The organism is Streptosporangium minutum, assembly GCF_002149035.1.
Taxonomy (GTDB): Bacteria; Actinomycetota; Actinomycetes; order Streptosporangiales; family Streptosporangiaceae; genus Streptosporangium; species Streptosporangium minutum.
In genome coordinates this window covers 1-11636 of sequence record NZ_NGFP01000284.1, presented here as the reverse complement: position 1 = coordinate 11636, position 11636 = coordinate 1, and the positions used below count along the sequence as shown (strand labels likewise).

Annotated in this window: 12 protein-coding genes; 3 read left to right on the top strand and 9 right to left on the bottom strand. The window is 70.3% G+C overall.

All coding sequences use genetic code 11. The features are described 5' to 3' along the window. The 4 genes from CA984_RS38000 to CA984_RS37985 all read right to left on the bottom strand — a co-directional run. Positions 1-208 (bottom strand): hypothetical protein (locus tag CA984_RS38000; protein ID WP_207621188.1); only part of this gene is annotated, 208 nt, incomplete at its 3' end. Positions 209-663: 455 nt separating this feature from the next. Next, complete coding sequence (locus tag CA984_RS37995) at positions 664-1506, bottom strand: M55 family metallopeptidase (RefSeq protein WP_086578228.1); 843 nt, start codon at positions 1504-1506, stop codon at positions 664-666. A gap of 81 nt (positions 1507-1587) precedes the next feature. Then, a complete protein-coding gene (locus CA984_RS37990) occupies positions 1588-3021 on the bottom strand; it encodes an MFS transporter (RefSeq protein ID WP_086578227.1) in 1434 nt (477 codons plus the stop codon). 60 nt (positions 3022-3081) lie between these two features. After that, positions 3082-3693, bottom strand: coding sequence for a TetR/AcrR family transcriptional regulator (locus CA984_RS37985; RefSeq protein ID WP_207621187.1), 612 nt, complete (start codon positions 3691-3693; stop codon positions 3082-3084). Positions 3694-3775: 82 nt separating this feature from the next. Here CA984_RS37985 and CA984_RS37980 point away from each other — a divergent pair, with 82 nt between their 5' ends. Further along, positions 3776-5089: a M14 family zinc carboxypeptidase gene (locus CA984_RS37980; RefSeq protein WP_086578226.1), complete on the top strand. Its 1314-nt coding sequence runs from the start codon at positions 3776-3778 to the stop codon at positions 5087-5089. Positions 5090-5178: 89 nt separating this feature from the next. Here CA984_RS37980 and CA984_RS46685 read toward each other — a convergent pair whose 3' ends face one another. The 3 genes from CA984_RS46685 to CA984_RS37970 form a co-directional block, all read right to left on the bottom strand. Further along, a complete protein-coding gene (locus CA984_RS46685) occupies positions 5179-5349 on the bottom strand; it encodes a hypothetical protein (protein ID WP_165781559.1) in 171 nt (56 codons plus the stop codon). Positions 5350-5515: 166 nt separating this feature from the next. Further along, positions 5516-6193, bottom strand: a complete 678-nt coding sequence (locus CA984_RS37975) for a M23 family metallopeptidase (protein WP_086578225.1) — start codon at positions 6191-6193, stop codon at positions 5516-5518. Between the two features lie 211 nt (positions 6194-6404). Further along, the gene (locus tag CA984_RS37970; RefSeq protein WP_086578224.1) at positions 6405-7259 is read right to left on the bottom strand and encodes a TIGR03619 family F420-dependent LLM class oxidoreductase; all 855 of its coding nucleotides are present in this window, start codon (positions 7257-7259) and stop codon (positions 6405-6407) included. A 449-nt stretch (positions 7260-7708) separates the two neighbouring features. Here CA984_RS37970 and CA984_RS37965 point away from each other — a divergent pair, with 449 nt between their 5' ends. Further along, positions 7709-8203: a cupin domain-containing protein gene (locus CA984_RS37965; RefSeq protein ID WP_086578223.1), complete on the top strand. Its 495-nt coding sequence runs from the start codon at positions 7709-7711 to the stop codon at positions 8201-8203. Between the two features lie 139 nt (positions 8204-8342). On the opposite strand, the gene CA984_RS37960 is transcribed toward CA984_RS37965, so the two are convergent. Next, on the bottom strand, positions 8343-8780 hold the full coding sequence (locus CA984_RS37960) for a GbsR/MarR family transcriptional regulator (protein ID WP_086578222.1): 438 nt from the start codon (positions 8778-8780) through the stop codon (positions 8343-8345). Beyond that, a complete protein-coding gene (locus CA984_RS37955) occupies positions 8777-9595 on the bottom strand; it encodes an alpha/beta fold hydrolase (protein ID WP_086578221.1) in 819 nt (272 codons plus the stop codon). Before CA984_RS37955 ends, CA984_RS37960 begins: the two co-directional genes overlap by 4 nt. 483 nt (positions 9596-10078) lie before the next feature. Between CA984_RS37955 and CA984_RS37950 the strand changes: the two genes are divergently transcribed. Then, on the top strand, positions 10079-11485 hold the full coding sequence (locus CA984_RS37950; RefSeq protein ID WP_086578220.1) for an FAD-dependent monooxygenase: 1407 nt from the start codon (positions 10079-10081) through the stop codon (positions 11483-11485). The last annotated feature ends 151 nt before the right edge of the window (positions 11486-11636 follow it).

Genomic DNA, 11636 nt, shown 5'->3' with positions numbered 1-11636 from the left:
CCTGGGCGGCCGTCCCCTCGGCGTCGGGAAGCCCGGCGATCGCCCGGCGCAGCGCGTCCGGGCTCRCCGGCGGCAAGGCCTGCCGTGCGGTGGCGGCGGACGCGGTGGCGGGGGCGGCCGGGGCCGTCCGGGCCGTCGCCTGGGCGGCCGTCCCCGCGGTGATCGCGGCGAGGGCGAGTCCGGCGAGCGCGGTGCGGCGAATCCTCATGGTCATCCTCCAGGTCGGTTCTGTCTGCTGGAACCAATCCTGGAGATCGCGGGCCCCGAGGGGATCGCCGGTGAGAGCGGTCCTGGAGCTCCCTCGCGGGAGTGAGCCGCCTCGGGCGCGAGAGGGAGCCGCCTCGGGCGCGGGAGTGAGCCACAGCCGTACCCGAGGCCGGCCCTCCGCCCGGGTCGGCGCCACAGGCCGCAAAGTAGGGGCGTATCCCCAGATCAGGACAGCGCACTGATGCCTGCCGGAATCCGCTCGCCAACCCGTTTGCCGACGTTGATCCTCGGCACGAGTTCTCGACGCGATCGGCGGCGTCGACACCCTGCTGCAGATGCTGGTCTGCCTGGACGAGAGCATCACCAGCGCGCACAACAGCTGCACATTCTGGGCCATCGACGTGGCCCCGCACGGCGGTCGAGGTCGCCGTGCGGGGCCCGCGTTCCCCGCGCGAGCTAGCGGCCGTACAGGGCCATCCGGCTGATCATGGCGTCGGCGGCGAGGTGGTAGCAGACCGTCACGCAGCCCAGCACCTCCACGGGCGTGGCGAAGGTGGCGGCGAGCGTCCTGTCGGCGATCCTGCGCACGCCCGGGATATGCGCCCCCAGCTCGGCCGCGGGCATGCTCGGCATGTCGATCTCGAGTTCCAGCACCTCGGGCAGTTGGAGCGGCGCCAGCTCCCCCGCCCCCCGTACGGTCTCCGCCGCGGCCTCCCGGATCAGCCGCCTGGCCTCGGACGGCGAGAGGCTGTCCGCGGCGGTGTGCCCGTGCGCGATCTTGACGGCGACCGTGCGCACGCCGGGGAAGGCCTTCTCCGCGACGCCGCAGATGACGTCGTCGCCGGTGAGCAATCCCACCGGGACGCCGACCGCGGCGGCCTGCAACGCGTTGACCTCGGCCTCCGACACCGGCCGGCCGTTGAGCCGCACCCCGAGGAAGTGCGAGGAGTAGGTGTGGGCGAGCACGCCGGGCGAGCCGGCCGCGGCGTGGTAGCCGAGGAACATGGCCACGTCGTGCTCGGCCGAGATGCCCTCGGCCATGCAGTCCAGTTTGGGAGTGCCGAAGATCAGCCGGGCGCGCGGATCAAGCTCCTCGTGCAGCAGGTTGTCCATGGTGCCGTGGCTGTCGTTGACCAGGACGCTGTCGGCTCCGGCCTCGAACGCGCCCTCGATGGCGGCGTTGGCCTCGGCGGTCATCAGCCGTTGCGATCGCGGATACCCGTGGCCGCCGCGGACGACCTGGTCCATGGTCGCGATGCCCGTCACGCCCTCCATGTCAATGGAGATGTAGACCCGCACTGGTTACTCCTTCGCTTTGCCGCCGTCACAGAGTGTCACCTGCGGGGACGGCGGGTTTTCATCGGGATTCCTCTGCCGCCGTCACAGGGTGTCACCCTGGTGGGCGGCGGGCTTTGTCGCGGGGGCCGAAATCGGGTGCCCGCTTTGGGCGTTCCGCACAGTGGCAGGGATCATGAGGGCGGCGCCGACGGCGAGCAGGCCGAGCACCGCGGAGAGCAGGTAGGTACTGACGAAGCTGCTCTCCGTGGGGACCCCCGCCACGGTGCCGGTCGCCAGCACCATCCCGCCGAGCTGCGCCCCGAAGGTGCCGCCGATGCTCTTGGCGACGAAGACCACGCCGCTGACCCCGGCCGCCCGGTCGGCGGGTACGTCGGCGGCCACGACGTTGAGTCCGGCGGTCAGGCTGATGGAGCCGCCCAGCCCCATGACCGTCACTCCGGCCACGATCTGCCACGGGGAGGAGTGCCAGAAGGCGAGTACCGCGGTGCCGGCCGAGACGAGCACGCTGCCGAGCACCAGCACCGCGCGCCGCCCGAGCAGCCTGGTCATAGGCCCGACCAGCGGCGCGACCAGGGTGCCCGCGATACCCAGGGGGAACATGTAGAGCCCGATCCACAGGGTGTCGGCGCCCAGGCCGTACCCGGTCTCGGCGGGCAGCGACAGCATCATCGGCAGCGCGACCATCAGCCCGAAGGAGGCGAAGCCGAACACGAACCCCATCAAGGTCACCCCGGCCGGGGAGCGCCCGGCCAGCAGCCGCAGGTCCACCAGCGGGTCGGGGGTGCGCAGCTCGACAACGACACACAGGCCCAGCGTCAGCACCGCGGCCGCGAACAGGGCGAGGGTGGCGGGAGCCGTCCAGCCCCAGCTCGAGGAGGTGGTCAGGCCCAGCATGAGCAGCGCGAGTCCGCCGCCGAGCAGCAGCCCGCCGGTCCAGTCGACGTGCCCGGAGGCCGCGCGGGGCGTGGACGGCACCGCGCGCCAGGCCCAGAGCGCGGCCACCAGCGCGCCGGCCAGGGCCAGGAAGAACAGCCACCGGTAGCCGAGCGCCGAGGTGAGCGGCCCGGCCAGGATGAGGCCGAGCGCGCTGGCCAGGGCGGCGACGCCGATGACCAGGCCGTTGCCGGTGGCGCCCTGCTCGGAGTCGAGGGCGTCGCGGAACAACCCGACGGTCAGCGGCAGTATGCCCAGCCAGACGCCCTCCACCGCCATGCCCACGATCAGCACGGTGACGTTGGGCGCCAGGCCGGCGATCAGGGCTCCGGCACTGGCGATCGCCATCAGGGTGAGCAGCAAGGTGCGCTTGTCATATATGTCGGCCAGGCGGCCGACGATCGGGGTGCTGATCGCCGAGCTGATCAGACCTCCCGTGAAAATCCACGCGATCTCGCCGGGCGAGGCGGCCAGCTCCCGCTGGATGAGCGGGAGCGCCGGCGACAGCATCATCTCCAGCAACTGGAAGACGCCGATGAACAACACCGGCGCGCCGATGATGCCGATGCGGGATCTGGTCATGGTGGTGCCTTTCGGGTGGGGTGGTGTACGGCCGCGCGTTCCCCCGAACCCGCGACCTGGCTAGGCCGGGCCGAGCACCCTGGACGTGACCAGGGACTGCGCGACGTCGACGAAGAACTCCTCGGAGCTTTCGTGGACGCCGAGCACGACGCTCTGCCCGAGACCGGACAGCAGAGCCTTGAGCGCGCGGGCCAGGCGCACGGCCTGCTCACCCGTGATGGGCGCCCCGCCGTACTCGCGGCCGGTGAACAGCACGGCGAGTTCGACCTCGGTCGATCTGGCCGAGGCGTTGAGCTTGCCGAGCAGCTCTGGATCGTTGAGGACGAGGTCGAGCACGCGCGCCTCGAACAGCAGCATTCCGGCGGCCTCGGGGTCGGCCGACATCCGCTGGAACCGGCGGGCGACCTCGGCCACGACCTCCTCCAGCGGCAGGCCGGGGCCGACGGCCTCGATCGGCCGCAGGTCGAGGGGACCAGTGTAGTCGTCGACCATGGCGACCATCAGATCGTTCTTACCGCCGAACAGCGAGTAGATCGCGCCCGTCGTCAGGCCGGCCAGCTCGGCGATGTCCTCCAGCTTCGCCTGCGAGCCCTCCTTCCCGACGACCTCGCGTGCCGCGTCGATCAGCGCGCGTTTGTTGGCCGCCTTGCTTTCCGCCCTGGTCAGCCGCATGGCCCTGGCCTCTCCTCATCTACTGGTCGGTCAAACGATAATCTGCTTTACTAAAATAATCCAGATTATCAGGAGGCCGAAAATGGATGTCGACCAGCACATGAGCCGGGTGCCGGACTACACGGCGTTCCCAACCGTGGACCAGATGCACGCCGAGCTCGACGAGCTCGCCGCCGCCCACCCTGACCTGGTAAAGCTGCGCCGCATCGGCACTTCGCGCCTGGGCGAGCCGCTGCGCGTGGCGACCATCGGCTCCGGCCCCCACGACGCCGTGATCATCGGTGGGCCGCACCCCAACGAGCCCATCGGCTCGCTCACCGTCAGCAGCCTGCTGCGTCAGCTCGTCGAGGACGCCTCGCTGCGCGAGGACTTCGGTTACCGCTGGCACCTCATCCCCTGCGTCGACCCAGACGGCGCCCGCCTCAACGAGGGCTGGTACGTACGGCCAGGCGACCGCCGAGCCTACGTCGAGCACTTCTACCGCCCCGCCGAAGCCGACCAGGTCGAATGGACCTTCCCCCTGACCGGCGAGGACTACTTCTTCGACCGCACGCTGCCGGAGACCGAGGCGCTGATGCGGCTGATGGACGAGGTCAAGCCCGCCTTCGTCTACTCCCTGCACAACGGCGAGCTCCAAGGCGCGTTCTACTACCTCAGCAAGGACGAGCCCGCACTCGCCGCCCGCCTGGCCGCCATCGCCACCGCCCAGGGCCTGCCCCTGCACATGGGGCCGCCGGAGGTGCCGAGCGCGGTTTCGATCGGCCCCGCCGCCTACCGGACCCCGAGGGGCAGCGAACTGGCGGCGACCTACGGCACCGGCGGCGGCAGCGTCGACTACGCCGACCGCTTCGACGCCCTGCACCTGGTGACCGAACTTCCCTACTGGGCCGACCCCCGCGTCGCCGACGAGACCCCCACCGACCAGGAGTACGGCGAGGTGATCAAGGCCGGCCTCGACGCGCAGCGCGCCCTGATCGCCGAACTGGCGCAGTCCATGTCGGCGGTCAGGGCCGACCTGACCGTGCGCTCACCGTTCCGCCTCGCCCTGCAGGACTTCCTTGACACCCACGACGAGTTCATCTCCGAGTGGGAGTCCTTCCCCGGCACGGACCGGCCCGCCACGGTGGCCGAGGTGGTCGGTAGCCGGCAGCTCATGCACCTCATGCGGCTGAGGTACGGCGGGACCTATCTGCGCATGCTGGACGCCGAACTCGGCGCGGGCAACCAGACCCCCGCCATCCGGGCCGAACGGGCCCGCCTCGGCGCACGCTTCGACGACTGGTTCACCGAGGCCGAAGCCGACGCGACGGCCACCCCGATCCCGATCCGCACGCTGGTCGCCGTACAGCTCGGAGCGGCCCTGCTCGCGGCGGAGTCGGCGAAGCGGAAACCCTGAGCCGAGCGACCGCATCAGGTCAGCGGAAACCCTGAGCCGAACGACCGCATCAGGTCAGCGGAAGCCCTGAGCCGAGCGACCGCATCGGGTCACCGGCCGCGCCTGGCGGCCGCTGGGATCAGGAAGAACGGTTGTGCAGCCAGCCGGCCGGTGAGCAGTTCGCTGCCGATGTAGACGTCCCAGTCGATGGTCACCCTCTCGCCGGGCTGGCGGGCATGACGGGTGACGGCCGCACTCCGGCCGTCTTGAGCTGCTGACACAATGAGCTGAGACGGCGCCGGGCCTCCGATGAGGCTTCTCCCGGAAGCGGCGCACGCGGCGTGCGACATTCCAGCGTTGATCATCCGCCACTTTCTGATCGGTGACGACGCCTGGCCGGGTCGGATCCGCCGTGGTGACCTCGTCGGGCGTCGGTGATCTGGCCGGTCAGAGCGGTTCGACGATCTCCGATTCGTTGGGGATGCCCCGCTCGACCACGTTGGGTGCCCTACCGGGTCGGCGCCACGCCCGATAGTCCCCGAATGTCATGGGCACGCCACGCGCGGTGAACGGATCGGCGGAATCCATGATCTGGATGTGCAGGTGTGGCTGCGTGGAGTTGCCCGAGTTGCCGCAGTCGGCCAGCTCCTGGCCGGCCAGGACCGGCTCCCCCTCCCCCACCCGCACCGAGCCGGCGCGCAGGTGCGCGAGCACGACATACCCGCCACGATTCTCCAGCTCGAGAATCACGTGGTTGCCCGCGATGGCGCCCGCGCCTCCGCGGACCCGGGCCGCCTGGGTCAGGGCATAGGGCAACAGTGCGAGCTGCGACCGCCGCGCCACGTGGTCCGCCTCGCCGTCGTGGACCGACACCACCCTGCCGGCCGCGGGGGCGAGAATGGGCTGCCCGAAGGCGAAGAACCGCTCCGCCGGCTCTGTGTGCAGCAGCGTGCGCCAGTCCCGCGTCGTCGCCGTGCGCCGGCCTCGTACAGCGATGAAGTCCATGGCGTACGTGGTGGCGAACAGGTGGGTACCGTGGCTCGGCACGCGCCGCGCGGGACTGTTCCGCGCGAGCCACGTGCCGTGGAACGGCAGTCTGAGCATGACGCGGTCGGGTGTGGACATCGTGAGCCCTCCGTGTCGTCGACTCGTGGCCGGCTACGAACTCTATCGGCGCTCCTGCCGGTGTGGATTGCGACATCTACGCCGAGCTTCCCGGAGGCCCTGTCCGGGTGGCCGAACCCCGGCAGCTCCCCATCGACGGCCTAGGTTCCGGCCCCCGTTTCGACATGTGGGCCAGAACCGCGACCTGGCCCGCGGCCTCGGCGCAGTACAGCTAGGAAAGGGCGAACCGTTGGGCGAACGCGGACATCTCCTCGTGTTGCCGGTCGGATTCGGTGGCGGTGGCACTCACGACGATGCGGGTCACCCCTTGAGCGGCGAGTGCCTCCACCTGGTCGATGGTCATGTCGATCGACCCCGATCGCGTGTACTCCAGCGTTTCCGGGTCGCGGCCGGCCTCGATGGCGGTCGACCGGACGATGCCCATCTGGATGGCGCGTTCGTTCGGATCGAGCGCGCCCCCGGGGAAGTAGCCGTCGCCGCGTCGTCCGGCGCGGCGTGCGGCCGCCCGGCTCGATCCGCCGATGTGGATCGGCAGGTGGGTGACGCCGTGGGGCTTCGGGAACTGGCAGAGGTCATCGAAGGCGAAGAACTCCCCGTCGAAGCTGACGCCGTCCTGGCCGCCGGCCCAGAGCAGCCGCATCACATCGATCGCCTCGTCGGCACGGCGGCCGCGGGCGCTGAAGTCGACCCCCACGGCCCGGGCCTCACCGGGCAGGGAGCCGAGCCCCGCGGTCAGCAACCGCATCCGCCCCTTCGACAGCACGTCGACGGTCGCCAGCCGCTTGGCGAGAACCACCGGATGGTGGTACGGCAGCAGCAGCACACCCGTCCCGAGCAGGATCCGGCGGGTGGCCGCGGCGACGAAGCTCAAGCAATCGAGCGGATCGAAGTACGGCAGCGACGGCGGCAGCTCGAAGCGGCCGACCATCGCACCGGGGTACAGCGCGATGTGCTCGGGCACGTACAGCGACTCGAAGCCGCAGTCCTCGGCATGCTGGGCGTAGGCCACGATCTTGTCGGGGTCGATGCCATGGTAGGGCGTGCTGTAGCTGATTCCGAACTTCATCGTCACTCCTCCGGCCGGCCGACGCGATGAACGGCCGGTCGCCGACCGGCATGGCCGGTGCCACGGAGACATCGTGGCCCCGCCATCCGCCGACGACCTCCGCCATCCGGTTGCCGCAGCCACGTTAGAACCTTGTCGCCGGTGTCAAGGCAACTCGCGCTGCGGAAAGCGGCCGATCCGGCCGCAGCGCGCAAGCTGAGGCCGACCCGCCGGCGTGGAGGGCGGATCCCGGTCCGCCTCCGGTCCTTTCACTTGCGGGCGATTCCCGGTCCACGCGGCGCGGGCGCCCTCACCCAGGAGCAGCCAGGGCCGTGGTGGCCGTGACCTCCGCCCGCGCCGGGGTTGGCCCAATGGAACGGAGCAGAATTGGATCTTTCGATGGGCCGCTGTGACTTCGTAGGATCATGCCGTCAGCTACAGATGATCTATCGTTCGAGGTGAGCACACCGATGTCCTATCCGCCCCCGCAGTACTTCGCCGATCACGGCACCGCCGGCGCGGTCTACCGGCCCGCCGGCACGGAGCCGGACCTCACGATCGGGGTCAAGTCCCAGGTCGGCTATCTCGCGACCGGAGCGACGACCGCGGGCCAGTTCGGTCTGTACCGCTGGGACATGGCGGCGATCCCGAACGGCCCCGGCGCCCATTTCCACCGGACCATCTCCGAGTCGTTCTTCATCCTGGAGGGCACCGTCTCGCTGTACGACGGGGAACGGTGGCTGGACAGCGCACCGGGTGACTTCCTGTACGTGCCGCCGGGCGGTGTGCACGCCTTCAGCAACAACTCGGGCGCACCCGCGTCGATGCTGGTGCTGTTCACACCGGGAGCGCCCCGGGAGGCGTACTTCGAGGAACTCGCCGAGATCGTCGCCTCCGGCCGGCAGCTCACGCAGCAGGAATGGACCGAGCTGTATGCCCGCCACGACCAGTACGACGCGCTGTGACGGGCCGCCGGTGAGTATCCGGACGCGGCGCGGGAGGATCCGCCTGCCTTCGCCGCCTTCCCCGGGAGGTCTCTGAGCAGGGCTGAGCCGTTGGTGAATCCGCGAGATCGTCCGCGCGGAGAGTGACCCCCAGGCGCCGCTAACGGCGGTATCTGTCGAGTATCTCGCTCCCGACATCGACATAGCCGGCGAACAGCCCGATCACGTCTCGGAGCCGGTCCTGCGCAGGGCCGGGGCTCACCAGGGTCTCACCGTCGCGCAGGGCGGCGATCAGGGTTCTGGCCCGCGAATGGCTTGCTTCCAGCAGGGACTCGATCCCTCCCGTGGCCTCGACCAGGAGTCTGCGGCTGCCGGGCTGCGGGATCACCTTGGCGAGTCCCCAGGAGTCCAGCTGCCGCACCGCGGTGCTCACCGCCCCCTTGCTCAGTTCGAGCTCGGCGGCGATCGCATCGAGAGAGGTCGGCTCCTCGGTCACCAACAGCAACCCGTAGACGCGACCGGTCGCGTGCGGGAGGTTCCATGAGGCCAGCAGGTCACCCACCGAGGTGACGAACGCGCGACGCCGGGACGCGCTCACCTCCGTGCCTGCTTCGATGCCGGAACCGTACGCAGGAACGCTTCGATCGCCGCATTCACCGCGTGAGGGTCGTCCTGGTTGGAGATATGACCCGCACCGGGGATGACGACCTCCTCGACCCCTTCGGCCCTGGCCCACCTGGGCATGGCCGCGGCGATGTTGCCGGTACGGTCCAGCTCGCCGCGGATCAGGCACAGAGGCACCGGCGTGCGATAGCGGGGATCCGGGTCGAGGAGCTCGACGGTCGCCCGCCATACCTGGACGAACTCCTTCTTCGGCAATTGGGAGAACGCCCGTCGTGCGTCTGCCCGCGCGCCCTCTGTCACCGCGGAGGCCTCGGCCATCAGGCCCGGAAGGTGCTTGGCCGGGATCATCGACAGACCCGGCGCGGCCGCCTTCAGCAGCAGTCGCTCCTTCCATGACAGTGGTGCGGTGTTCCACGTCGAATCGATGACGACCAGCGCCCGGGCGAGGTCCGGATGCCGCCGGACGACGGCCTGGCTGAGATTGCCGCCGAGGGACTGCCCCACGAGCACAGGCCGGTCAAGCGCGAGGTGCTTGACGAGCGCGTGCAGATCCGCGATCGCCTGCTCGGCGGTGAACCGAGCGCCGGCCGGGCGGGACAGGCCATGACCGCGCATGTCCCAGGTGACGACCCGGTACCCCAGGGCACGCAGGTGCTCGCTCTGGGCGTCGAACATCACGTGATCGGCCCCGGCGCCGTGCGAGAACACCAATGGGACGCCGTCGCCGCCACTGTCGTCATAGCGGAGAGCACAGCCCTGCAGTGAGAACGTCAACGGTAGATTCATCATTTACTAAATATAGCGAATCTGCTTGGCGGACGCGGATCAGCCCTCCGGACTCGGAGCGATCCGGTCCTGTGGCGACGGGATCGTCGAGGCCCACCCCGGCGACACGGAACGTCCCGTCACAGCCGGGATCCCCCTCGGGATCAGGCGGCTGCGGCACCTCCCTTTCTTTGCAGTAAGGGACGCCCCGCGATCTACCGTCCTGACTTGACCTCCTCCCCTCCTCGGAGGGAGGGGGTTCCCGCTGTCGCCCGTGAGACTTCCCGCTTCGCCGCCGGTCGCCCGCCCGAAAGGATCTCCGTTGAGGTCTTACACCAGCTCAGCAGGCGTTTCACCTCTCCGCCGGCCCGGCGGCGAGGGTAGTGCCGATCACGCGGGCAGCGGCCTGGTCATCGCCGCCGCCGGACACGTCACCGAATCGCGCGCCGCCGCGCCGCGTTTCCTCCCCCGCCCGAGAGCGGGAGTATCCACGCCCAAGGAGATTCGATGAACATCGATGTGATCATTGTTGGGGCCGGCCCCACCGGTCTCATGCTCGCCGCAGAGCTCGGCCTGGCCGGGGTGTCCGCGGCCGTGGTGGAACGGCTGCCCGCGCGCAGCGGCCAGTCCAAGGCGCTCGGCCTGCAACCGCGCACCGCCGAGGCGCTCGAACTGCGCGGACTGCTCGACCCGCTCATGGACCGGGCGATCCAGCGAGTGCCCGGCGGCCACTTCGCCGGGCTGCGGCTGGACTTCAACGCCTGGGACACCCGGCACCCGTACATGATCGGCATCCCGCAGACCCGGGTCGAGGCGCTGCTCGAAGCCAGGGCGACAGAGCTGGGGGCCAGGATACTGCGCGGGCACGAGCTGACCGCGCTCACACAGGACGACGACGGTGTCACCGCCACCGCCGGCCCGGTACGGCTGCGTGGCCGCTATCTCGTAGGTTGTGACGGCGGTCGAAGCACGGTGCGCGAGTTGCTGGGGATCGGCTTCCCGGGGCTGGACGGGCGGTTGCGCATGGCGGTCGCGGACCTCACGCTCACCGGGCCCGTGCCCACCTCGTGGAGCCTGCCGATCATGACCCCTTCTGTCACCGGCAAGGGCTACCTGGCGCCGCTCGGCGACGGTGTGCACCGCTTCCTCTTCTACGGCCCCGAGCAGCAGAGCCTGCCCAGGGACGCGCCGATCACCCACGAGGAGGTGGGCAGGGCACTGGCCAACTCGTTCGGACCGGAGGTGACGCTCACCGGGATCCGCTGGGCCTCCCGCTTCACCGACGCCTCGCGGCAGGTCACGCACTACCGGCACGGGCGGGTACTGCTCGCCGGCGACGCCGCGCACATCCACTCCCCCATGGGCGGGCAAGGGCTCAACCTCGGCCTGCAGGACGCCTTCAACCTGGGCTGGAAGCTGGCCGCCGAGGTCAACGGCTGGGCTGCGGACGGGCTGCTCGACACCTACCAGGACGAGCGGCACCCCGTGGCCGCGCGGGTGCTGGCCAACACCCGCGCCCAGGCCGTGCTGCTCGTGCCACACGAGGAGAATCTGGCCCTGCGCGACATCGTCGAGGAACTGCTGCGGGTACCGGAAGCCAACAAGGTCGTCGCGGGCATGATCTCGGGGCTGGACATCCGCTATCCCCTGCCGGGAGAGCCGCACCCGCTGGCCGGGCGACATCTGCCCGGCCTCGACCTGCGAGACGGCCGCGCCGTACTGCTCGCCACGACAGACCGCCTGCGTACGGCCGCCGCCCCGTGGTCGGACCGGGTCGGCTACGCGGGGACCACGCGTGAGCTCGGCGTCGAGGGCGTACTGGTGCGCCCTGACGGCTACGTCTGCTGGGCAGGTTCGGACGCCGGTTCCCTGGCCGGCGCCCTGTCCCGATGGGCCGGCCGCCGGAAAGCCTGAGCGACGGGAGCCGTGAGGATCAAACGACGTCCGCGGTCGGAGATCGATCACGCCGGGTGATTCTCACTGACCGGAACGACCGGTTTCGACTCACTCCCGATGACGTGGCGACCCGGCCCGAGGAGACCGGCCGGCGAAAGGCCGCCCGTCC